17 protein-coding genes are annotated in these 23791 nt (G+C 44.5%); 2 read left to right on the forward strand and 15 right to left on the reverse strand.

The genetic code is table 11. The features are described 5' to 3' along the window. Positions 1-132 precede the first annotated feature (132 nt). Positions 133-483: a hypothetical protein gene (locus AJE_RS08840; RefSeq protein ID WP_008950568.1), complete on the reverse strand. Its 351-nt coding sequence runs from the start codon at positions 481-483 to the stop codon at positions 133-135. 135 nt (positions 484-618) lie between these two features. Between AJE_RS08840 and AJE_RS08845 the strand changes: the two genes are divergently transcribed. Further along, entirely contained in the window at positions 619-1800 is a 1182-nt protein-coding gene (locus tag AJE_RS08845; protein WP_008950569.1) for an HsdM family class I SAM-dependent methyltransferase, read from the forward strand. Here AJE_RS08845 and AJE_RS08850 read toward each other — a convergent pair. The 13 genes from AJE_RS08850 to AJE_RS08905 all read right to left on the reverse strand — a co-directional run bounded on the left by AJE_RS08850 (position 1789) and on the right by AJE_RS08905 (position 21865). Beyond that, positions 1789-2691, reverse strand: a complete 903-nt coding sequence (locus AJE_RS08850) for a hypothetical protein (protein ID WP_008950570.1) — start codon at positions 2689-2691, stop codon at positions 1789-1791. The genes AJE_RS08845 and AJE_RS08850 overlap by 12 nt on opposite strands. Next, positions 2691-4694, reverse strand: coding sequence for an ORC-CDC6 family AAA ATPase (locus AJE_RS08855; RefSeq protein WP_008950571.1), 2004 nt, complete (start codon positions 4692-4694; stop codon positions 2691-2693). The genes AJE_RS08850 and AJE_RS08855 overlap by 1 nt, the downstream gene beginning before the upstream one ends. 6 nt (positions 4695-4700) lie before the next feature. Further along, positions 4701-5624, reverse strand: coding sequence for a phosphoribosyltransferase-like protein (locus tag AJE_RS08860; protein WP_008950572.1), 924 nt, complete (start codon positions 5622-5624; stop codon positions 4701-4703). A 123-nt stretch (positions 5625-5747) separates the two neighbouring features. Beyond that, positions 5748-7358, reverse strand: coding sequence for a Tn7-like element transposition protein TnsE (locus AJE_RS08865; protein WP_008950573.1), 1611 nt, complete (start codon positions 7356-7358; stop codon positions 5748-5750). Between the two features lie 4 nt (positions 7359-7362). Further along, the gene (locus tag AJE_RS08870; RefSeq protein WP_008950574.1) at positions 7363-8874 is read right to left on the reverse strand and encodes a TnsD family Tn7-like transposition protein; all 1512 of its coding nucleotides are present in this window, start codon (positions 8872-8874) and stop codon (positions 7363-7365) included. 2 nt (positions 8875-8876) lie between these two features. Then, positions 8877-10487, reverse strand: a complete 1611-nt coding sequence (locus AJE_RS08875; protein ID WP_008950575.1) for an ATP-binding protein — start codon at positions 10485-10487, stop codon at positions 8877-8879. Then, positions 10480-12570, reverse strand: a complete 2091-nt coding sequence (locus tag AJE_RS08880) for a Mu transposase C-terminal domain-containing protein (protein ID WP_008950576.1) — start codon at positions 12568-12570, stop codon at positions 10480-10482. Before AJE_RS08880 ends, AJE_RS08875 begins: the two co-directional genes overlap by 8 nt. Continuing rightward, on the reverse strand, positions 12557-13384 hold the full coding sequence (locus AJE_RS08885) for a heteromeric transposase endonuclease subunit TnsA (protein ID WP_008950577.1): 828 nt from the start codon (positions 13382-13384) through the stop codon (positions 12557-12559). The genes AJE_RS08880 and AJE_RS08885 overlap by 14 nt, the downstream gene beginning before the upstream one ends. Before the next feature lie 97 nt (positions 13385-13481). After that, complete coding sequence (locus AJE_RS08890; protein ID WP_008950578.1) at positions 13482-14243, reverse strand: hypothetical protein; 762 nt, start codon at positions 14241-14243, stop codon at positions 13482-13484. Between the two features lie 345 nt (positions 14244-14588). Next, complete coding sequence (locus AJE_RS18165) at positions 14589-14894, reverse strand: hypothetical protein (protein ID WP_083835109.1); 306 nt, start codon at positions 14892-14894, stop codon at positions 14589-14591. 787 nt (positions 14895-15681) lie between these two features. Beyond that, a complete protein-coding gene (glmS, locus tag AJE_RS08895; RefSeq protein ID WP_008950579.1) occupies positions 15682-17511 on the reverse strand; it encodes a glutamine--fructose-6-phosphate transaminase (isomerizing) in 1830 nt (609 codons plus the stop codon). 54 nt (positions 17512-17565) lie between these two features. Further along, positions 17566-18333 (reverse strand): DeoR/GlpR family DNA-binding transcription regulator, encoded by a 768-nt coding sequence (locus AJE_RS08900; RefSeq protein WP_008950580.1) that lies wholly within the window; start codon positions 18331-18333, stop codon positions 17566-17568. A gap of 220 nt (positions 18334-18553) precedes the next feature. Next, complete coding sequence (locus tag AJE_RS08905; protein WP_008950581.1) at positions 18554-21865, reverse strand: sensor histidine kinase; 3312 nt, start codon at positions 21863-21865, stop codon at positions 18554-18556. 118 nt (positions 21866-21983) lie between these two features. Between AJE_RS08905 and AJE_RS08910 the strand changes: the two genes are divergently transcribed. After that, positions 21984-23111, forward strand: coding sequence for an ISAs1 family transposase (locus AJE_RS08910; RefSeq protein WP_008608682.1), 1128 nt, complete (start codon positions 21984-21986; stop codon positions 23109-23111). A gap of 118 nt (positions 23112-23229) precedes the next feature. Here the strand turns inward: AJE_RS08910 and AJE_RS08915 are convergent, their stop codons facing one another. Further along, the gene (locus tag AJE_RS08915) at positions 23230-23790 is read right to left on the reverse strand and encodes a YceB family lipoprotein (protein ID WP_083216255.1); all 561 of its coding nucleotides are present in this window, start codon (positions 23788-23790) and stop codon (positions 23230-23232) included. Between the last annotated feature and the right edge of the window lies 1 nt (position 23791).

Here is a 23791-nt window from a genome sequence, read left to right on the forward strand (position 1 = left end):
TAAACTATCCCTAAAGCAACTAATACCCCGGACAGATAACAGCGAGTTTATTTTAGACTTCGCTAAACTAGAAAAAACAGACAGAGCTAAAAATCATCTCCCTATTTTTCACTTGGGACTCTATGAAAACTGCTAACCAATATAGTTTTTGTCAATGGTTGGCTTAATGCTAATAATCATATTGCACAAAAGCTCCTCAACTTCTGGCGAGCCATCCCAAACATCCATTATCGTGTCGATTAGCTTTTTGCTCAAGACCTTCGGCTTTTTAGCCTTTTCATTAACTGTAATATTTGCGTGTTTGCATATTTCTCTCACATTCGGACTGACTCTTACAAAGTTGCCTGCAAGTATCCTACTTACCTGAGACTGATCGATCTTTGTAGCCTCGGACACACGCTTGACAACCCCTCGCTTCGACGACTCTTTGTAATTAATTAGCTGATGCCTTATATCCTTGATTGGCCTAGCTTTTAACGTCATTGTCGCACCATAATTATTGCAAAAATTATATTTTTAATATAAAATTATTGCATATTATCATTTTTTATTCAAGTTTAACTCCAACAGTAAAAAGCTGTGGTAGATTTGCACATATGACCGGAAGGGAAATTATAAGTGTCAAAAATTAATAAAAAGTCGATGGGACAGTTTTTTACTCCACCTCAGATAGCTGATCGATTAGTGCAGTTGTTGGAACAGCAAGTGGGATTTGCTTTAGACTTGGGATGTGGACGTGGACAACTTGGTAAATCAATACTGAAGCGCTTTCCCTTGGCTCGATATGTCGGTATTGAAAAAGATAGGGAGCATTTTAATCATTGCGCCAATCTGCTCACGGAGCAAACTATCATCTGTGCGGATGTTTTAGAAGAAAAAGCCTTATCACTTATTTCTGATTTTATGCCTGTTGATACAGTAGTAGGAAATCCGCCATTTCTTGAGATTCCAATTTCAAACCATTTAGTCTTAGAAGTAAAAGATGCAATTCCAAATTTCCTCTCATCCGGCTACAAAATGCGTAGCGAAATGCTTTTCTTTGCAAAGTCACTCAAACAGCTAAAATTGGGAGGACAAGCATCATTTATATTACCCAAGACCTTCTTTATTTCTGAGCAATATAGATATTTCAGAGAGCACATAATCGATAATTTTTCGAACATTTCCCTATTTGAGTTGCCTAGTCGTATATTCTCCGGCGCAGAAGTCAGTACTTGCATCTTGTATTTCAACTACAGAAAAACAAAAAACCAACAACTAACATTAGGCTGCATAGACGCCAATGGGGATATAGAAAACTATCTGAAAATTGACTCCGCAGCTGCAGTAACACGCATGGACTTCTCATACCATAGGCTTATGAGTGAGTCAGGTATTCGTATAGAAGAGTCCGAGACTATTGGATCTATTGGTGGCTTAATACATAGGGGTAATATGTCGAGGAATGAACTAGTCAGAAAAAGCGTTCCTCATTTTCACACGACAAGTTTTCCGATAAACGAAATAGAAATATCTTTGGATGACGACGTTAAAGATGGGATTCGCTTCGGACAAGAAGGGGATATTCTGTTAGCCAGGGTTGGTACTAGGTGTTTGGATAGACAAGTTTTAGTCACAGCTGGGAAGAGAGCAATCACTGACTGTATTTATACGATTAAACTGCCAGAAGCAGATATCGATACAGTTATTGCATCGCTCTCAAGCAAATATGGAAAACTGTGGAGACAAATAAATGCCAAAGGCTCCTGCGCCAAATATCTTACTAAAGAGTCTTTGTTAAACATGCCCCTATTCAATTAAAATTGGGTAATGATGTGTGATGCCAATACCTTTTGAACGATCAGTCTTTTTTGCTGGGAAGTCAAAAAGTACACTTATATTTTCATCTTCAGCGGCAGCCAATGCAACAGCTACAGATGTTGGCTTGGTGCCAAATGGCGCTAAAGTAAGATGTGCTTCATCATCAGCCTTCTTAAGACGCTGAATCAATAAATATGATTCGTATGGTTGGTTACCTGGCGTGAAAAAAGCGTCCTCTATCTTATTGTTTTCAAAAATACGACTGTGTGCCATGAGTGAATGAGTTTCCCATCCAGCTTGGAAAGGTGGAACAGAAAAAGCGACAGATAATTTAGTAAAGGTTTCTGTCAGATCAGGATCAACAAGTCTAGCTAAACGAGTCTGCTCAAATCCCACAAAAGCCAGTAGATAGTTTTTAAGCCCCGATTCTAATGCATTGTAGAACCTAGGTATAAAGTCCAAGGGATTAATTTTGTAAGAGAGGTCAAATCCGCGAATTTCTAAAGGGGTCACAACCTTACTAGTATATTCAGCAGGCTCAGTGTAAATAAATCCGATACGCCCTACACTTTTTAGACTTAGCGAAAGCCGAAGCACAATTACTAATTCAGGAAATGATAAATTAGTTGCGTCAAATAAAACACTTCTAGCTCCCCAAATATCCTTTCTTTGCAAAAAATCAAACAAGCTTTCAGTTTTATCATCAATAGTTAGTGATAACGTTTCCTGCTCGTAGTACAACTCAATTTGTTGAATGCTACTGGCCTTTGCAATTTCTTTCGAGAACTTACTTCTTTCATCTATAGGGCAAGAAGTCAAAGAAATATCGTACCTATAGTTAATATCAAACTCTTTCCCTGAAAATTCCTCATTAATCAAAAACTTATACATCAGAACATCTCCTGCTGAATAGATACATCATCAGTCAGCTCCCAATTTGTTTCATATTTAGTTTCGATTCTCTTGAAATGCTCATCATTTCCTTCGAGTATGTCCATAAACTCTTGAGCTGTGAAAGTTAACTTTCTTTTCTTCCGATAAGAGATACCAAAATATGGTGAATAAATAGGATTAGGGATGTAATCAACTGATTCTGTATCATCAGCCCCCTTATTTTTTGTATCTTTGTCCTCATATAGAACAGACCATACTCTCGCTTTGGCAAGCACACTATCCACTATCACCTGCTGTTCAGTTGTAAAACTTCCCGATATAGAGAAATGATTAACTTCCGGTTCAGACTGACCAGGTCTTTTCTGGGCTAGTTGAAATAGTTTCCCTAGTCGCCGAATCAAATGGAGCAACTCCACACCAAAATCAGAAATATTTATTAACAACTTTTCACTCGCGATTTTAGCGGCTTCAGCTTGTACATCGAAAGGTATGATAAAGACTTTATTCTTTTGAATATTCGCGGGAAAATCTGATTCAAAAATAGTAAATGACTCATGACATAGCTCTTGAAAGTATCTAAGGTTACTCCTAGCTATTTGGCAAAATCGATCAAACCCTGAATATAGCAAACATGGACGCTTGGGAAGGCCTATATATATATAGTAGAGTGCGCCGTAAAGATTGGTTTTAACCCATTCTCCATTGGTAGAGAATTTAGAAGGCAAGCCACTTTCCGCATTCTTTAGCTCTATTAGTAATTTACTTGGAACTGTTCTATCCCTATTAAGTATGCAGGCTGCAACAATACTGGCTTCTGGTGCATTCTCTTTGAGAAACTCATTAACGGAATATTCCTTTTCTACTCGATGTTTTTTTAGTCCTTTTTCAATTAACTTAGTAAGCCTTCGCTTTAACGTTTGTTCTTCAAACACATTTTTTGCTATATCAGATGCAGTGAGCTGCGGAAACATGTCTCTAGCAACACGCTTTACCTTATCTTGATAATCCTGAACTTGCCTCTCATCAATCCTATCTCTGTCCCGTAATGCAGTTAAATCAGGGGCATCAGAAAACACAAATCCAGCTTGATGTAACCTCAGCAGCAAAACTTCTGCAGCTAAAAGAGAAAAAGAACTCCTACCCGTTTTCGATAAAAACTCTGCTTCCAAATCTACACGTCGATAATCGTGAATTTCAACAACTCGCTCAAAGCCACTTGTTTCAGTGCAAAAAGTAGCATTGCGTCGAGTCGCAATATTCAGACAAAAATGTTTACCAGGATGCTTTATATGATCATTCAGCAAACGTTGTTGTTGCTGTTGTAAATTTTCATATTCATCAACGAATACTCGGAAAAAAACATTCTTTAATCGAGAGTTTGTCTCCGACAGTGATTCAGACAGGCTCTCTAAAATCTGGTCAAATTGTATGAATATAGGTTTTTCAAGCTGTGGATTTTTTGTCCACATATCGAGACGGGTTCTTTCTATAATTACGAAATCCTGCAAGTCTTTGTATGTCTCGACCCTGCCTTGAAAATACATAGATGCTTGTGGAGGGATCTTTTTATCCAAAATGGAAATTGGTCCATTTTCTAAGTTTGCCTGCTCTATGGATTTCAGCGCTCTACAAAAATCCTCAAGGATAGCCAAAGCAGCATAATGTTGAAAAGTACGCTCTTTGTATTCATCAGGTATCCACGATGGTTTCTCTAAAAACGCACAGTATTTAACATGTGGTTTCCAATAAATACCTATATTACCTAGCTCACTATCAGGAATATTTTCCCTCTGGAGACTGAATATAGTGTTGTGGCAGTAATAGCGTATAAACATAGTTTTACCACAACCCCTACCTCCCTCAATGAGCACGGATTTTCTATCACTACCTAGATCAATCTTTCTAAAGTGAGCAGGAATAACGAATTCATTCCAAACATCATCTGGTAATTGTTCAGCTCGGTTATTAACAAATATGCGCCTTAAAGAAACATCACTCATTTAATTTCACCTTGCAAGTAATGGTACCCACTTTGGACTTTTGTCAGTGTAGAAAATATTTAAGCTGTTGTTTGGACTACTTAAACATGTGTAAATAGTTAAACCAAGCTTTCCATCACCGAAAGGGGTAATTGTCTCGATTCCATAATTTTTAAGAATCGATTTATAAAAATTTTTCACATCATCAACTGTGTTTACCTTATCTTTGAACCATAATTTTGGTTCTACATCACCTTCAACAGAATGAAAAAAATTATGCTGTATATCCAAAGTTTCCAGTGGGTGCACATGGAGATTAGGGCAGTCTCGTTGCAACTTTTTGAGGCCCTTTAAATGAGCCATAAAAGGAATGTAGATAAACTCTATTTTTCTTTCATTAGCCAAACTCGCTAGCTGATATTTAGAATAGAATTTACTAAATTGGCGACCGGTACCACACATGTCATCAATAAACACGACATACTTCAAGTCCTCTCCCAATAACGGAATATCCTCTGGGTATTTCGTTTTTGAGTCAGGAATAGAGTTTGCTCTCTTAAACAACCGGATTATCGCATCTGAGCTTTTCCCAGGCACCGTCGACGTTACAGGAACAAATATGATTTTCTTGTCATGGTCGTTTGTTTGCACGGCACTGAGAAAATCAGAAATACTACCAAAATTACAACCTAACCCAGTTAAAATTTGAGGCAATGTTTTAGTGATGATTTGACGACAGGCAGCAACTAACATTGGCTCAGAACGGAAAATAAATGAGTCTAATAAGTGTGCAGCAAAATATTTTTCTTCAGCAGTCTTAAAGTTGTTATACCAAGCACCCAAAGTTGTCGGACTTATACCTTGAATAACCCGCTCCCTAATCAGAGCTTCATAACACATCTTTATTTGTCGAAAATATGATTCCCATCCATCTGGAACATGAAATGCCATGTTTATTCCTTACGTCTTAATGCTGCAACAAGAGAGCAATTATTTAGTGAATGGGCTCTCCCATACATCCAAGTTTCCATATTCCAGCCAAGATGTCCACGTTTTTATGATTGTTTTATCTCACTACGGAAGCAGCCTGCTCAAAAGGCGGGACTTCCAAGACTCTAATTTTTGAATACTTAGCACTCCGGATTGATCACACTCTGGATGATGAACTGCGGTTATCCTTAAAACCTTAACAACATGCCACCTCAACGATTTTCTTAGAGTCAAAACAAGCGTTTTTTCAAGTAACTCATCAAAATCAGGGCAGGAATGAAGTATAAGGGTTGAAACTGCTCTGGCACCATCTGAGGTGTCGATATCCAGTATGTATCGTACCTCACCATCAGTTCGCCTGAACTTGGCCAGCAAATAGCACCTTGGCCGTTCATCGTTCATTTTGTGATAGCTACAGCGTTTAACCACGGGCAATGGCTCAATTTTTGTTCCTAAGTACTCTAAACGCTGATCTTTTGACAGTTCCTTTATAACATCAATTAGTGCTGTAAAACGTTCTGCATAACGGTTCGTATCGCCTTCATAACCCAGCCCTAACTGATCAAAATCCCCAGCTCGCCCACGGCCATCAATAACATCATCTTTTGTGCTTACAGTTTGAATGGCTCCCGCATCTGACAAGCTTTCCCCACCGCCTTTACCGCCGGGGTATCCTTTCTGTCCTTTGTAATTTACTTTGGTTTTTATTTCCCGGTCGAAGGACAAGCTTTCGCTGGGTAATTCAATCCGAACCCTTTCATTGTCTCCGGACGGCTCATCTTCAGTATCAATCTCAACGGTAGCTGGGGAGCCGCCACCAGATCCTCCTCCGGCAGCATCTCCATTTTTTACTGGTTGTTTTAATTGCGGATGACTAAATATAACTGTGCGTAGGGTGTTGTATGGCAATCCGGAAAGCGATGCAATTTCCCAAACCAAGATCTCTTTTTCTTCATGGTTGTATATGCCACGGAACATTGCTTCCACTCCAACCATGCTGGTCGGCGGGTTGAAGTTAAACACCCAACGGCAGTAGCCATTTTTAATGGTTTGTTCTGCGTTTAACTTCTGCCAAATGGATTCAAACGAATTGCGAATATCTTTATTCACCAGAAGCCACGAAAAAAACTCACGATAAGCAGGCTGTTTTAAAAAGGCTATCGGGACACCAGTGCGGCTGGGGGTAAATACATCATATGAAAGTTTGTCAGCACCTAAACGCATTTGGAACAAATTATCCAGGCCATTCGGTAAATAGGCAGCTCTAACCATAAACCCCGCATGGAAAAACAGTTTTCGCGCGAGTTCTAGCTTTGGTAGCCATACCTTCACTCCACCAGCTATGAATACAAAACATCTTTGATTGGCGACTTCCGATTTGGCAGCTAGGCGTTTTGCTAATTGAGGACAATCCCCAAGCAATGCTTCTTCCCATTGTTCAACAGGAGGGAAAGTGAGGGTTTGATGGAAACCACTGGATGTATACAGCTGATCTGTATTTTGCATAAACTTTCGGCCGAGCCCCATAACACAAAGGGCCTCCAGCTCGAAGTTTTCAGAATATTCCTGACGATCTAGCCTGCTGAAAAATGTTGAGAAACGCCAAAATGAAGAAGGTTCATCCCTTCTGAACTGGTTACCTAACGCGACTAACTTTGCCTCTGATGGGATTCTCTTAAAGATCTTTTTCTGCATTGATTTACAAGACTTCCCTTTCTAACAACTCCATAAACTTCAATGTCAGTGGTCGAGTACGGCCAGTGGCTAATCCGCACAGCCGCTCTAATTCCCAGCATAGATGGCTTTGATTATTCTGACGATCTAACAAAACCTGATAGGCTAATCGCCGTATTTGAAATTCAGCAACAGTCTCACTGTACCTATTTAGAAAGGATTGGCAAAGGGGTAATTTTGATAAATGTTTTTCAGCGGTCGATGAGCGCATGAGCTGTTTTAAAAACCAATTCCTGCTCTGCCTTGGCGTTTTAAGCTCCAAATCCCTTAACGCCAACACCTGATACAACTGTCGTAAATAGCGCCTATCTCTGGCATGCCAGTTTGTATTGCTGTGATTTGTTCTTTTTAAATGCCATCCCTTGTTAGTCTCCAGTAACCAGGTTCGGTCATTTCGATACAATCTGGCATACAAGGCTTTGTCATACAGAACTCTTGCTTGCTTTACGCTAAGACCAGATTGCAGTAACTGAAGCCAACGATCACGGTCAGCCTGATTAATTGGCCCTTCCGGTAACACTTTCTGTGAAACGCTGGCTGATTCAGGCAATGAGTGTACGCAAGCCAGTACCTGAGAGATTGAGAGTTGAGGTTTCAATACCTGCCAAACTAGTAAATGCTGCAGATAACTAAAAGACTTCCTGTGTTTGCGAAACATGGCTAATAACCAGGAGTTGGGGCCGACCGGCACCAGGTTCAGGGGCACTAAAAATGAATTTGGCCAGTAGCTTCTGAACTTGCTGTGAAGCTCAGTTCCTGACACCTGCATGCCATTTTGGACACCAGCTTCAGCAGCCAGTTCTCGATAGAACAACGTCCATTGGTGATATGTAGGGCTCTCGCTTTCGGTTGTGGCCAACAACTCCGTAATACTAGAAGAAAGTAATGCCAGCTTAGAACTATGATTTGTGTTTACAGTGAAGTCTTCACAATACTGAGGGCATGCCGCCAAATATTCGTGCCGATGGATAGATCTCAGCGGCAGCTTGGAATCACAAAGCTCGCAGCCGTGGATATGGCACACCTGATAACCGGGCACCAGCCAACGCCGTAACCAGGCAAACTCGCCATACTCTTGCTGCAGCTCATTCATACACACAGGACAATATCGGAAAAACGCTGGTAACTTTACCGTACCAGCGCTCATACCTATCTCCACATACACAGCAGAACCGTCACTATTGACCAGCAAGTCAGTCAGGTGTTGCTTACGGCTTTCGGGAATAAAAAGGGCATACAGCGGGAACAGGGTTCTTTGGTAAAGAAGTTGTTTGGCGTTTAGCTGCTGTACATGTTGGAGACTGTTACACAACAATTGCAGTTGAGCGGGTAAGTCGGGTACAGCAATGACTGTACGTTTTTGGTAGAGCAGATCTAGCAAATGCTTTGGGCTATCTATCCCCATATGTACCTTACATCTGGCGAGCATGCTGTACAACAGCTCGTCCGGATAAGGCTTGGGGAAGTAAGCCAGCATAGTTAACCCGTCCTGTTACTAACTGATTTCAGGTCATATATTAGTCCCTGCTTCTTAAACAACTGATATACATTGTTCTTATCACTACTGGCGTACAAATAACGTAAATCATTGGTTGGTAATTCCAGCCATTGAGTTCTTTTTATCCGGTTTATTTTCGGGGGCTCAACCGTCACATCCGCCGTATACTCAGTAACTTTGTGCATCAGCGCCGCCACGGATAGTTCCGGATGTCGGCTAATTACCCTATCAACCAAAGGAATAGCGATGTCTTCCGGAATATCCATTTGTGACAGCAAGGCGAGCAGTTTTTTACTTTTATCGGTTGAAATCTCTGGCCGGTCTACATACGTATCAGCCTGTTCGAGTGACGATACCATTGATAACATTCTGGCTTCTATTTCAGGCATCAGCAGATCATCGTACTGTTCCAGTAATCCCGGGTTGTTGCTGCGTAAAGCCGCTAGCATCGGATGAACCGGTTTTAATTCATCATGATAAACCTGCTTAAGCAGCTCTGATGTGATGCGCTCCATGCCGGTGACTATAGCCCTGACCTGAGCCAGCACATAAAGCTTGACCACTATATCCATTACACCCTGAGTCAGGTCGTACATTGTACCCACCAGCTCATCATTTATCGGTTCAGCACTTCGTAACCACTGATATTGCCAAAGCAGTTTTAATAACTGACGCCACTGATGGTCATTCGGCAATCTGTCCCACAGTAAACTGCCAAATCCGGTTATACGACGCGCAGCGCGGAATGTTCGCTGAAAGAATTTTCGTGCACGGTGGGTACCCACCTGAATCACTGGCACACCGATAGTGTTCACTAAAGACACAAAGAAGTTGTGCATTTTTTCTGCACCACCGGATTTTGCTTCATTCAGGTTTTGCACTTCATCGATTATCAATACGCCCAGAGCATGCAGATTGGCGATCTGGCACATGCTGGCCATCAAACGCTTGGTTCCCAGCTTTTTCCGGCCATGTGAGGTGCTGTACTGAGTGTGTAGCACCCGGTCCACCTCATTAAAAAAGCTCAGACAAAGCTCATCCAAATCACCATCGACCGGGCATTCGATTTTCAGATAGGTTAGTTGAGTGATGTTGTGTTCTGGGTGAAAAATCGCTTGTTCATAAACCGAAAAAATTCGATTGATTGTGACAGACTTGCCACAGCCGGAGCAGCCAAATAGTGACAAGCTGTTTGCGCTCGACCTTGCCTGGTCAAATACAAAAGCATCAAGATCTTCTTCCTGAATCCGCTTAAAACCATTTTGCAGATGAAGGTGATATGAGCCCTGATCAGGATTACGTCCCAGATAGCCTTGCCTGAGGATTAGCGATATTTTTTGCTCTAATTCCAGATGGTGGCTTAACGGTTGAAAAAACCGATTCAGCAACCTAGCAATAGCATGCACTCTCAGTCGACCATCCAAATTACGCTCGGCACTGTCATACAAGGGTTTTAACCTAAGCTTAGTAATAACCTGCTTGGTATCAAAAATTGGAGGCAGAGAAGCAATCAACGGATTATCCCGATATTCAGGTAATCCGGGATCAATATAAACGGCATTAGGAATCCGACCTTGCGTAACGTCAGTCATTGTCGGTATCCTCTCCAAAAATTAAATCAGTCATATCAGGGAAGCTATAGTTTTCAGGTTTGTTACCACGGATAGGCACAACAGGTGCTGGCGTACTCATTTCCGTTCGTTCCGGTCTGAAAGCTGTCACCTGTCGCTCTACTGATTTCTCCAACTGCTTGTTTTGCCTGATATGCTGCCCAAGTTTTTTAACTCCAGGTCGCTTAAGTTCAGTCCGCTTTTCGTCAGCTTCAGCAACGATACTTTCAATCTGCTGAATCAATTTTCCCTTGGCTACCGCAGTTGTCATCCGCACCTTGGCATCAGTTTTTCGCTCTTCTTTGGTGATAAGCCAGACATCCCAAAATGACAAACCACGAAAACGTCTGCTCCGATCCGTCAACTCACAAACCCAGTATTCACTTAAATCGGAAGACGGCCTGATGTAGATATGATCTGCGGTTCTTGGATCGTAGGCTACCAATACCTTGCCTGGCCTTTTGGTTCCGGAGCGATGTAACCAGCCGGCTTTAATCAATTCAGGGCAAGTGTAGAAACAGTTGAACAAATTGACGCCAAGCTCTGAAACTGTCGCCTCAAAGTGCGGCATCAGGTTAATCTGGACCAACTGCTCTGGCGCAGTGCGAAGCCTGCCAGTCAGATTCGACACACCCCAGCGCCACAATTCGATAGGAATTAAGGGTAAGTCAGTCGGCATATCCTCAGTACGGTCATATCCTTCCAAACCTTTATCGGTATTGTGATAAAGCACGCAGGCCAGAATAATTCGGGTGAACTCTGGCAAGTTCAGCGTTGCATCCTGACGATAATCATGACCACCGCGTTTTGTACTCATCACAGCTTCAACAACGCCTGGAGTGTAGGGTTTAAATTCGTCCTGAACTGTCCTGAAGGCTCGTTCGACAATACCTTTAGCATCACCACGACGGGCGGTAGCGTTTTCAATACGAACGCCAAAAGCCTCAGCAAACTTTTCAACCTTGGTACCGTTTATTTCCCCTTTATCAGCCAGAATAACTGCAGGTAAACCTTTGGTGGGCCAATCCTCTTCTGAGATTTCAATACCAAACCGCTGACAATACGCCACTTTATCCTCAACTATATGAGCAAGAGCGATCATAGCACTAACCCATGAAGGCCCTTCAAAGCCAATATAGAGGCCAACAACCATCCGGCTGAACACATCCTGCACTATGTAAATAACCGGCCGACCAACTATTCTGCTACGGTCATACTCAGACAACAGATAAACGTCAGCAATGGTGGCATCAATCTGGTACCTGTGGCCTGGGCCAAAGGTTTCTGCTGTCGAGGTGCTTTTTAATGGCCGGATATCTTTGGCAAATTTGACCGCTGAATGCTGCTTTTCAACGACCAGCGTTTTGGCATAGCGGCTTTGATAGAAGTAGCGAAATTGTTCAGGTGTTGGAAGTTCTTCAGGTTGGAGCTCGGGCATCAGTGCACCGATCAAATTTAATGCACCGGCATAGGCCTGACTTACAGCCGTATTCTTTTCGATAAGTAGTTTGCTGGTGATTACCTGATGAAATACTCTTTCGATCACTGGTGTAATGTTAGTACCCACACCTGGCCGTACAGTCCTTGGTCTGCCCAGCTTTGCTTTTCCAGACTGCCGTGGTTTGCCTTTTGCGCCTGAGTTTGCATAATCTGGCAACAACGCATTTTTACACATACCACGTTGCCAGTAGCGACGAATAAAACGGTTTATCGTCTGGTGGGTGGCACCACTTACGGCCATCATGCGCTTAACAGCAGCGCCGCGCTCTCGAGGATAAAACAGGGCGGTACTTTCAATATCATCTTTAATAATTGACCACGCATGCTCACGCTTTTGCCAGTCAGTTGAGCCCTCCTCGACGCTACGCGCAACCAAACTGAAGCAAGGGTCGTCAACCCGAGTTATTTCCTGCTGAATTAATAATTGCTCTATACCAGTAACAGCAATCTGCTCTGGCCATGCAGTTTTCGAATACAGATCAATCCAGAATGAAAGCTCGCCATCCAGCCACAGCAGCCGGTAATACAACTCACCATGTTTAAAAACTTGATTAACCGGAAACATAGTTGGCCTCCGTGATCTCCTTTTCATGGGTAGTAGCGATGAGATTTGCTGCAATTAACTTTCGGTAGGGCAGATTAATATCAAACTGGAAATAACGTCTGGCAAGCAGATGGCGCAACCAGAACAATGCCTGACCGGGTTCCTGGTTATACGCAAGGTCCAACTGCTGAGCTATTTTGATGATTGAGTCGTTTGGTTGTTTATCAAACTGGGTTTGAAACAGCAGGAACTGATGGTGCAACTCGTCTTCAGCAACCTTTTCGCTTTCTGCAGGATAAAGCCACTGAATATTCATCACCACCTCTTTGCTGATTTCCTTCTCAGTGATGATAGCCCATGGTATCTGTTTATCTTCCCAGTATCGTTTTTCCAGTTGCAGCCGTTCAATCACTTCAGGTTTGGATAAATCACTGCTGTATTTAGCCTGAAACGCCATTAAGGGCTGAGTTTGTCGGTCGAACGTGACCAAAAAGTCTGAGCTCAACACTTGGGGTGCGCCTTTGAAGACGGCATGGCTAATACCGAGCTCATCAGCAAGACGGGTGGTATCTTCGACACGCAGTGGAAACTGTTCACGGATATCCAACACTGAGTGTTGCCAGTCTAATGTCAAAAAAATAGCGAGTTCCAGATCTGAAAGCAGGTGATGTAACCGGCCACTGCGGTTGCCAAATATCCGGTGAGACCGGCCAAGTGAGGACACATCCCAAGTTTGAATCCAGGGTCTGTAATCTCGACCTTCGCCTTGACCACGGCCTTCTTTTATCCGTTTCTGGATTTGCTGGTCGGAAAGGCCTTTGTAACTTCCTGCCATCGCTAAGCCATCTAGACTGTTGATTTTTATAGATTAGTACAATAACATTGTTTAATAAATAGCTTCATGCTCCCTTGCATAGATTAAGTGAAGTTATTTAATTTTCTTGAGCTTTCTCTTCTTCCTTTTCTGGATTCAGCAGTAATTCAAATCTATCTAAATTTTTGATATCACATTCGTCTGTAAATTTTGCATCAAAGCCCAACAAAGAAATCAATTCACGTTTACTGGAAGAGAGCAGTTCTATAGCCTCCATATGCTCCCCGTACATGCTGTTCAAATAACTGATAGCATCGCTACGATTTTTGGTTTGGCGTGATTTCCATGCTGGCTCATGATGAAATAATCTATTCCTGAAACGATTGAGCGTCCCCATTTTCTGAAAAATGGTATTAAGCGATACATTCTGCCGTTTAGCATTCGGAAAACATTTGTGAAGTTGAAACTGCCAAATATTATGTTCTTTATCCCGAGGGTTGTTGTAATCCTTATGTAGCATGTGGACCCAAAAACCGAAGGGTAATCGAGAGACAAGATCACCGCTGGTATAATACTTAGCGCCAATCTCCTCAATGCATTGCTGCTCGGCAAAACTGACTTGTTTTCTGGACTCTTCGCTGATCGGGACACGTTTGTACCATTCATCGTCTTTAAACTGAGCGGTAACTGCTTTATGTATAGAGTTTCTTAGCGTAACTTCTAATAACTGAACAACGGTAAAGAAGTGACTCATAATCCCCTGCATAGCCATGTATACGGCAATTACCTCACTGTCTGATTTGCATTCTAAGACTTGTCTATAAGTTTCAAGCTTTTCAGTGGATAGTCCCTGTTTTATCTCGTCTAAATCCACAAACATTTGCCCTTATTAAATTTATTATGTATATTTGTATCCACTGAGGCATAGCCTCTTGTTGTGATAGCCCTGTCCTCTTACGCTCTAACGAGTATTGACAACAGGTAGCGAGTTTAAGAGCCACCTTTTTAGGTGGCTCACTTGTTTCTGGTAGTACGACACATCCTATTCTACCCCCTAAAGGTTAGGACCTGACAAAATAACTCCGCAATAAAAAAGTACAAATAAGCCATTTTCGTCATAGATTTTTGTTGTCAGATATCAGAACTATTTTGTCCGGCTACACTTTGTCTCTTTCGCAAAGACCGTAGCTCCTCTCCCAATCGAAACATCCAGCCAGCAACTCTTTTAAAGGTGATTGCCATGCACGGTTCGTGTGTATATCAAAGCAGTGTTATAAGCCAGCGCTTGGTTAGGATTCAAAAAACACGTATTCAAATCTACGGTAACGGTCAGACCATCGCCCTGGCGTTCAGCTGAAAGCCCACGCGACAGGCAAACTCTGACGCATTGATCCACAAGATTTTGAGTTATGCGCTGCTGGTAAGAACGGAGATCAACATAAAAATAACTAACGGTCGATCCCGCTTCGCTTGAAAGGCGGTTTATCGCGGTATCAATAAAACCGTCGATCTGGTGCATTGTTAAACTCATAATGCCATTACCTTAAACCAATTAAAGAGCAAATAGCATAGACTTAAGCATTAAATAAGTCAACAATAGTGACGAACTGTTACCCAAAATTTAAGACCATGTCTCCTCATTGGCTTCAATTAACTGAAGCCAATGAGGATCTCAGAATGAAAAAGCCACATCGAAGAACAAGGTATCAAAGCCATCAAACAGCATAAAGCTGATACAAGAGTTGAAGACCTTTTCCGAGAGATGGGTATATCCATCGGCACATCTTACAATTGCCGTAACAAGTATGTAGGGCTAAGCATAAACTAAGCTTCTGGAATAGTTTTAGGAACGGCAAGCCTGAAAATGCTTGTACTGAAAGTCGAAGACATGAAAGATCTTTTGTCAAAAATGGTGACTTCAGTAGCAAAAAAATCTGTTATTAAACAAACTTCGCAAATGAACGGGTGACGTGTAAACAGAGAGGCGCAGCAAACGGCATTGCGTTATCAGCCAAAAACGAGCACGAATTTGTAGTGGGAGGCAGATCACCAGATTTTGGAGCTTGCCTATCGAACGATGTCTATAAAAGTTTAACGCGAAAAGTTAAATTGTCACAATTTGTCTCTTTAGAAATAGATTTCACACTACATGCTCCTATTTCTTTGTTTAAATCATTTATTGCGTGAATTTCAAGCATAAAAAAGCGGCATCGGAAACCAGCCATTTGTGATGACACTATATTTTATATGATGTGGCTTTATTCTGTGGGGTGAAACTTTATTTTCACCCCACAATGGCCTTCGTATTTTAGTACCGCTTATTCGACAGTAACTGACTTCGCCAAATTACGCGGCTGGTCTACGTCGGTGCCCTTGATAATGGCCACATAGTAACTCAGTAACTGCAGTGGCAGGGTGTAGACGATGGGTGCCAGAATATCAGCCACATGCGGCACATTGATAACGCGCATGGTGGCATCTGATTTAAAGCGGGCGTTGGCATCGGCGAACACATACAGAATACCGCCGCGGGCACGCACTTCTTCCACGTTCGACTGCAACTTCTCCAGCAGATCGTTATTGGGAGCTACCACGATAATTGGCATATCGGCGTCGATCAGCGCCAGCGGGCCATGCTTTAACTCACCGGCGGCATAGGCTTCAGCGTGGATATAGGAAATTTCTTTTAGCTTTAACGCCCCTTCCATCGCGATTGGATACTGATCGCCACGACCGAGGAATAACGCATGGTGCTTGTCAGCAAACTCTTCTGCCAGGGCTTCAATCTGCGGCGCCAGCGTCAGTGTTTCTTCCAGCTTGGCTGGCAGGCTGCGCAGGGCAGCTGTTAGCTCACGCTGTTGCTCTGGCGTTAAACCGTTATATTTACCCACTGCCAACGTTAACATCGCCAGGCCCACTAACTGGGTAGTAAAGGCTTTGGTAGAGGCAACACCGATTTCGGCGCCGGCACGGGTCATAAAGGCCAGATCCGATTCGCGCACCAGCGACGAGCCGGCAACGTTACAAATAGTCAGGCTACCCAGATAACCGGCTTCTTTCGCCAAGCGCAGTGCCGCCAGGGTGTCGGCCGTTTCACCGGATTGTGAAATGCTAACCAGCAGGCTGTTTGGCTGCACAAAGGATTTACGGTAGCGGAACTCAGAAGCAATTTCGACATTACAGGACACGCCAGCCAGCGCTTCCAGCCAGTAACGGGCGACCATACCCGAGTGGTAGCTGGTGCCGCAGGCGACGATTTGAATATGTTTTACTTTTTTAAACAGCTCAGCCGCGCCATTGCCAAAGGTTTCATCCAGCACACTGTCGCTGCTCAGCCGGCCTTCCAGCGTGTTATTGATTGCACTTGGCTGCTCGTAGATTTCTTTTAGCATAAAGTGGCGGTACTGGCCTTTGTCGCCGGCGTCATAGCTAACGTTCGACTCATGCACTTCGCGCTCGACCGCCTGACCGTTTTTATCAAAAATGCTAACGCTGTGGCGGGTGATTTCCGCCACATCGCCTTCTTCTAAAAAGATAAAGCGGCGGGTAACAGGTAGCAGCGCCAGCTGATCCGAGGCGATAAAGTTTTCACCGATACCCAGACCAATCACCAGCGGGCTGCCCGAGCGGGCCACTACCACGCGGCTGGCATCGGTTTTATCCAGCAGCACAGTACCATAAGCACCGTGTAATTGTTTTACCGCGGCCTGCACCGCAGTCAGTAATGAACTGTGGCTTTTCAGCTCTTCTTCAACCAGGTGGGCAATCACCTCGGTGTCAGTATCAGAAGTGAAGATATAGCCTTTGGCTTTTAAGGCGTCGCGTAATACGGCGTGGTTCTCGATAATACCGTTATGCACCACCGTAATATTGCTGGAAACATGCGGGTGGGCATTGCGCTCGCTTGGTTCACCGTGGGTAGCCCAGCGGGTATGAGCGATACCGGTACCACCGGGAACCGGCTGCGCGGCAACCGCATCCGCCAGCTCTTTAACCTTACCGAGGCGGCGCAATCGTTGCAGCTCACCACTGTCGTTAACTACTGCCACACCGGCAGAATCATAGCCGCGGTATTCCAGCCGGCGTAAACCCTCAACCAGAATATCCACCACATCCCGTTGCGCGACCGCGCCTACAATGCCACACATAGCCTTACTCCAATAAGTTGATAAATAAATTCTACGTTATCGCTCTCAGGTTAATCAGGCCTGAACCCGGATCACCCTTACCCCTTGTGCTGCAATTTCAGCCGCTGCGCTTTCCGGCAAGCCGCTGTCGGTAACCAGTACCTTAACCAGTGACCAGGGCAGCTCCAGATTATGGATTTTGCGCCCCAGCTTGTCGGACTCCAGCATCACGATTACCTCACGCGCAACCTCAGCCATCACCCGGCTTAAACTATACAGCTCGTTATAGGTAGTGGTGCCGCGCGCCAGATCGATACCATCGGCACCGATAAATAGCTGATCAAAATCGTAATTACGCAGCATTTGCTCTGCCAGCTGGCCCTGAAAGGCTTCCGATTGCGGATCCCAGGTACCGCCAGTCATCAGCAGCGTCGGTTCGTTTTCCAGCTCGCGCAGCGCATTGGCAATGGCCAGCGAGTTGGTCATTACCACCAAACCGCGTTTTTGCGCCAGCTCAGGTAACAAGGCCGCCGTGGTGCGGCCACTGTCGATAATAATCCGGTAATGATCTTTAATCAGCGCCGCCGCTGCTTTGGCAATCGCCAACTTTCGCTCTGAAACTTTTTCCAGGCTGCTATCGGAGACAAAGTCCTGTGGCACCGGCACAGCACCACCATAGCGGCGCAATAACAACCCCGCGGCCTCTAATGCCGTTAAGTCTTTACGAATCGTCACTTCGGAGGTTTGAAATTGCTCGGCTAACTGCTCAACAGTCACTTCGCCCTGTTGTTGCAGGCGGGCGACGATCAGATGGCGGCGTTGTTGGGTATTACGCTTATTCATTTCTTTCGCTTAAGTTTCGAAACGAAACATATTTTAATGATCTTTACTGTTATTGCAAGCAAATAAATTGCAGGTCATTAATGATAATCATTTGCATTAACACAAAAGGAGCGCTATAGTATCAACGTCGACGGAATGAGAGGGCTTAGCCTGAATACGGATGTTCTGGTCGTTGTGAAATTTGTCCTGCATTGACGGGGAGCCCAGGCTCCCCGATTTTTTACGTTACCTGCTTAGTTAAACGCAATAAATAATGTAAACCTTGCATAGGTTGGCTACTAACTGAGATTGTACCATGTAATCTTACTGTAACCAGGTTATAGACGATATGCGCTCCCAAACCACTACCACCCTGATTTCTTTTAGTAGTAAAGAAAGGATCAAAAAGCTGCTTCAGCTCCTCATCTGTCATGCCTTTGCCGTTATCACTAAAATGAATTAGAACCTCACTGGCTGTATCTTCCACTAGCAGCCGAATCTTAGGTGCGGGATGCCCGTCAAGGCCATGAATTAACGCATTCATCACCAAATTAGTTACCACTTGCGCTATAGCACCAGGATCGGAATACATTATGATTGGCTGGGGACAATCAAAAGTTAGCTCGCAATGTTGTTGTTTGAGTCGCGAGCGCAACGACAGCAACACATCATTAAGATACTGGCAAAGTTCGAATTCACGATAGCTGTCGTGGCTTTGATCAACAGATACCTGCTTAAAACTGTTTACCAAATCTGCAGCTCGCTGCGTATTAACCTGCAGTATTTTTAAACCATCACTAAGTTGTTGCATAAAGCGGTTGAACTGGCTTTGTAGCATCGTTCGGTTTGCAGCAGCCTCGGCAAGCTGTGCCTGCTCATTTTGTAAGTGGCTGGTTGCGGTAACGCAAATACCTAGCGGCGTATTGATCTCATGAGCCACCCCCGCCACCAGGCCACCCAAAGAAGCCATTTTTTCCTGAGTAATCAATTGCTGCTGTGTTTGTTGCAAGCGCTGATAGGATAGCTCCAAGGCCTGATTTTGTTCAGCAAGCTGCGCGGTTCTTTTTTCTACTAACAGCTCTAGTTTTCGTCGTAATTGATATTCTCGCTGCAAACGCCAACGTAGCACTACCATCACAGTTAACAGCAATAGCAAAAAGAGGATGAGCTTGAACCACCAGGTCAACCACCAGGGCGGTAAAACACGCACCGATAATTCAGTGTCCGTAGTCCATTGTCCATCCGGTAAGCGAGCCGCAACCTTGAACAAGTAATCGCCTGGTGGTAAACGGGTATAGGTTGCAACCGGACTTTGTGCCGACGTTTGAATCCAATCACGGTCAAAGCCTTTTAGTTGATAACGATATTGAATTTGCTGTGCTTGTTTATATTCAGGTGAGGCGAAACGAATGCTAAACATATCCTGATCATAGGTCAGTACCAACTGTTCAAGATTGGCCAAGGTCTGTGGTAATAACGCCGAACCAGCCCGGACGGGTTGATTAAACAATGAAAGCGCAGTTAACTGCACCTGATTCAATGCAACTCGCTTGGGTAACTTATTGATATCAAAATAATCAAAACCTCGGGCCCCGCCACGATAAATTGTAGTACCTAAAATATCCCAGGCACCAATCCAGGTACTGCTCTGCATTCCATGCATTTCGTTCAGCTCGAGGTAAGTTTGTTGCTCCTCTAACCAATGTAGTCGGTAAAGCAAGCGAAAAAAGGGCGCTTGCTGTAATGCAGTATCATAATCATCAAGCGTTAAATAGGGTTTAAAGCCTCTAACCAGCGCGGGCTGATCTGGATCTCGTAAGACCAAATGATTAATATTCCCTGCTCGAATCCACAGCCGTTGGGATTGATCTTCCAACATCAGTTGAATACCGTTCAGTTGCAACCCATGCTGACTGCCGGCATGCTGTAGCCAATACTCAACCTCTCCTGTTTCAGGTTGGTAACGAGCAACTCCCTGATCTGTCGAACCTATCCAGATAGCTCCGAGATAGTCTTCCGTCACATTATTGATATCTTCAAAGCGGATTTGTTCCCTCCCGTCAGCCCGGCGATAATGCTCCAGTTGGGTGCGGTCAGGAGCTAAACGGAATAAGCCGTGCCCTCGAGTCCCAATCCACAAGTTTTGTTGCCGATCCCGATACAATAGTCTGACAAATGGCTCTGCCGCTGGATACAGACTGATATTTTGCCATTCCGATGTGGCAGGAACTAAACGATACAATCCGCGATCAGTACCAACATAGAGAGTGCCGTCATTATCCTGGTGTACCGCTTGTACTAGTGTTGGCTGCTCTGGGCCGTCAGGTAGCAGCCAATACTTTAATATGGCTGTTTGAGGATCAAAATGGGCAACGCCACCCTCTCGGTTAGCTAACCAGATACTGTTTTCAGCGACCGCATCAATACCCAATACATTGGGTGCGGCCAGTAAACCGCTGCCAGTTTGGCCATTAGGTAAGGTTCGGATCGCTCTGGCAAAACGACTCAGCCCCCGAAAACCACCCTGACTGACTGTCCACAAAATACCTTGTTGATCCTGAAATAGCGCCAATAAATCAGCTCGGGCCAACCCCTCGCTGAATTCAGCTTGAAAAGGATAGTGCACCCAATTACCTTGCTGATCGCGATGCCATAAGCCACCGCGGTGGTCAGCACTGTAGCTAGTAAGCCAAAGCCCTCCTTCGGCATCAAAATGCAAATCAGACAGCAATGCTTGTTTTAACGGTTCTGGTTGCCTGGCAAGTTGGAAAATTTGTTGTTCAGTATCAAACAGGTAAAGCCCCTGACCATAGGTTGCGGCCCAAACCGTTCCATCGAGACTCTGATTGATTTTACTGACGGATGCCCTGACTGGCGCATCGCTGGCAAAGCCAACCTCCTGCCAATCACTTTGTTCATTCGCACGATACAAGGCACCACCACGTTGCTGCCCATAAGTACGGAGTGGTGCTTCACCAATCGCTAGCCATTGGCCACCACTGGTATCAATAAATAAACTGTTAATGAATTTAACAGCCAGTTCGCTGTAAATCGTTGGTAGTGTGACAGGTTGCAGTTGCTCATGCTGCCATTTAAACAAACCTGCACCGTAAGAAGTAATCCATAATTGCTGCGACTGATCGAACACCAGTGCACTAATTTCAGCCGAAGACACGTCCTCAGGCCCAGGTAACTCAAAGCGAACGAAGGACTCAGTTACTGGATCAAAACGATTTAAACCGCCGTAACGGGTACCTACCCATAACCACCCCTGAGGATCTGACGCTAACGCAGACACCCAACCAGCTGACAAGCTACCGCTCTGACCAGGATTGGCTCTAAATTCCTGTAAATCAGTGCCATCATAACGATAAAGGCCATGTTGGGTGCCTAACCATAAGAAACCTTGTTGGTCTTGGGTCATGGTGGTGGGAACAGGCAAAGAACGGCCAGGGACACTGAGCTGAATAAAACGGCTGAATACCCGGCTGTGTTCAATAGACTCCTGGCTTACGGCCCGCAAAGGCAGGGCAACGTAAACCAATAACATCATTATTGACAGGCGGATAACAACCGACAGGGCGAGATCGCGAACGTTTTTTAAACAATAAACGATCAGTTTGACGATCTGATCTAGTTGTGATCATATACTCCTTTTTTGGGAGCATGCCATGTACCTTGAACTCTTTACTACACACTTTGACACCATCATCGACAACCGTCAGTCTGCAAAAGTTACCTATCCTTTATCTGATGTTTTATTCGTGACCTTATGTGGCGTGATTGCAGGCGCAGAGGGATGGTCGGAGATCCATGATTATGCTAAAGGTCATCACGAGTGGTTTCAGAAACAAGGTTTTTTAAGTGATGGCGTCCCGGTAGATGACACGATAGCGCGTATTATTTCCAAAATTGCTCCGGAACAATTCAGGCAATGTTTTATCGACTGGATGCAAGCGGTGCACAAGCTAACGCAGGGAGAAGTGATTGCCATAGATGGCAAAACGCTACGTAGCTCTTATGCACCAGAAGACAGAAAATCGACCATCCATATGGTGAACGCCTTTGCTTGTGCGAACAAAGTGGTGTTGGGGCAGCTGAAGACCGTGGAAAAATCGAATGAAATCACAGCCATCCCAGAGCTGATTCGATTGCTGGATATTGAAGGCGCCCTGGTTTCAATAGATGCGATGGGATGTCAAACGGCGATAGCAGAGCAAGTGATAGAGGGGAATGGGGATTATCTGTTGGCGCTTAAGGCAAACCAGGGAACGTTATACAACGCAGTAGAAGCGTTATTTGCCGGGCAACGAAGTCGCCCTCTTGATGGGATTGTCATAGAAAAGAACCGAGGCCGAATAGAAGCAAGAAGTTACCATGTAAAAGACGCCAGCGAACTGAAGGGAAACTTTAGTAAATGGGTTGGTCTGCAAACCGTTGGAATGAATCTAAGTTACCGGGAAGTAAAAGGAAAAAAATCGGAACTCACTTATCGTTACTACATCAGTTCAGCCAAGCTGAACGAAGTACAGTTAGCCGAGGCGGTTAGAGCTCATTGGGCCGTTGAAAATAGCCTACATTGGGTGCTGGATGTCAGCATGAAAGAAGATGCTTGCCAGATTTATCAGAATCACGCGGCGGAAAACTGGTCAATACTACGGCAATGGTCTTTAAATATGCTAAGAGCAGAGCCATCGAAAGGCAGCATCCCCGCAAAACAAAAACGTGCCTGGATGAAAACGGATTATTTGGAAGATGTCTTAAAAGCTGGTTTCAGCAGCAGAGTGTTTGAAAATTAAACACTCATGCGGGAGCCCTGTAACAACCGATAACTGCACGATTCGGATCTATATAAAAAGACTATCCGAAAGTATTAGTGTAAAGCGCCCCGTTGTGCAAGCTGAGCGCTCACTTTATTTAGCGGCTTTTGGGAATAAAGGCGATTTTTCCACGCTGTACCGCCATATCAAAAGGCAGTGCCGTTAACATCCGGATAGCCGGATCAGCGGTATCCAGCCGGTATACCGGTTGCGTCGCCAACATCTGGTTTACCAGCTGCAATAACTCATTGCTGACCGGGGTTAAGTTGCCGCGGTAGCCGGCCGCATCGACCGTGGAGTTTAATAGCTTAACTGAGCGCACAAACACGGCCTTTTGCTCAGCATCATAGTAGGGAACCCCCTCTACCTGTAATTGCAGACTGGCCGGATAGGTTAACCCAAACAGATTTAAACTGGCATTGGCCGCCGTATCGATCCGCACCACATCAGAGTTATCGGGGCCAATCTGCACCGCCATCCGCTCTACCGCCATTTTCAACGGGATACCGGCCACATTAGCCTGTCGGGTTAATTGCGGAATTTGCTGCCGGAGCACCTGCTCCAGCTGCGCTTCTGAGACCGAGTACACCGCGACCTGATTCAGTTGACTACAGGCAACCAATACCAGCGAGAGGATTAAAAGCAAGATATTACGCATC

The sequence above is a fragment of the Alishewanella jeotgali KCTC 22429 genome (assembly GCF_000245735.1).
GTDB lineage: Bacteria > Pseudomonadota > Gammaproteobacteria > Enterobacterales > Alteromonadaceae > Alishewanella > Alishewanella jeotgali.

Bases quoted from the DNA above. Each gene is read 5' to 3' on its own strand.
- AJE_RS08910 (WP_008608682.1), top strand. From the start codon at position 21,984: ATGTACCTTGAACTCTTTACTACACACTTTGACACCATCATCGACAAC.
- AJE_RS08880 (WP_008950576.1), bottom strand. From the start codon at position 12,570: ATGTTTCCGGTTAATCAAGTTTTTAAACATGGTGAGTTGTATTACCGG.
- AJE_RS08860 (WP_008950572.1), bottom strand. From the start codon at position 5,624: ATGGCATTTCATGTTCCAGATGGATGGGAATCATATTTTCGACAAATA.
- AJE_RS08865 (WP_008950573.1), bottom strand. From the start codon at position 7,358: ATGCAGAAAAAGATCTTTAAGAGAATCCCATCAGAGGCAAAGTTAGTC.
- AJE_RS18165 (WP_083835109.1), bottom strand. From the start codon at position 14,894: ATGAGTTTAACAATGCACCAGATCGACGGTTTTATTGATACCGCGATA.
- AJE_RS08875 (WP_008950575.1), bottom strand. From the start codon at position 10,487: ATGACTGACGTTACGCAAGGTCGGATTCCTAATGCCGTTTATATTGAT.
- glmS (WP_008950579.1), bottom strand. From the start codon at position 17,511: ATGTGTGGCATTGTAGGCGCGGTCGCGCAACGGGATGTGGTGGATATT.
- AJE_RS08850 (WP_008950570.1), bottom strand. From the start codon at position 2,691: ATGTATAAGTTTTTGATTAATGAGGAATTTTCAGGGAAAGAGTTTGAT.
- AJE_RS08890 (WP_008950578.1), bottom strand. From the start codon at position 14,243: ATGTTTGTGGATTTAGACGAGATAAAACAGGGACTATCCACTGAAAAG.
- AJE_RS08900 (WP_008950580.1), bottom strand. From the start codon at position 18,333: ATGAATAAGCGTAATACCCAACAACGCCGCCATCTGATCGTCGCCCGC.
- AJE_RS08905 (WP_008950581.1), bottom strand. From the start codon at position 21,865: ATGATGTTATTGGTTTACGTTGCCCTGCCTTTGCGGGCCGTAAGCCAG.
- AJE_RS08870 (WP_008950574.1), bottom strand. From the start codon at position 8,874: ATGCTGGCTTACTTCCCCAAGCCTTATCCGGACGAGCTGTTGTACAGC.
- AJE_RS08840 (WP_008950568.1), bottom strand. From the start codon at position 483: ATGACGTTAAAAGCTAGGCCAATCAAGGATATAAGGCATCAGCTAATT.
- AJE_RS08915 (WP_083216255.1), bottom strand. From the start codon at position 23,790: ATGCGTAATATCTTGCTTTTAATCCTCTCGCTGGTATTGGTTGCCTGT.
- AJE_RS08885 (WP_008950577.1), bottom strand. From the start codon at position 13,384: ATGGCAGGAAGTTACAAAGGCCTTTCCGACCAGCAAATCCAGAAACGG.
- AJE_RS08855 (WP_008950571.1), bottom strand. From the start codon at position 4,694: ATGAGTGATGTTTCTTTAAGGCGCATATTTGTTAATAACCGAGCTGAA.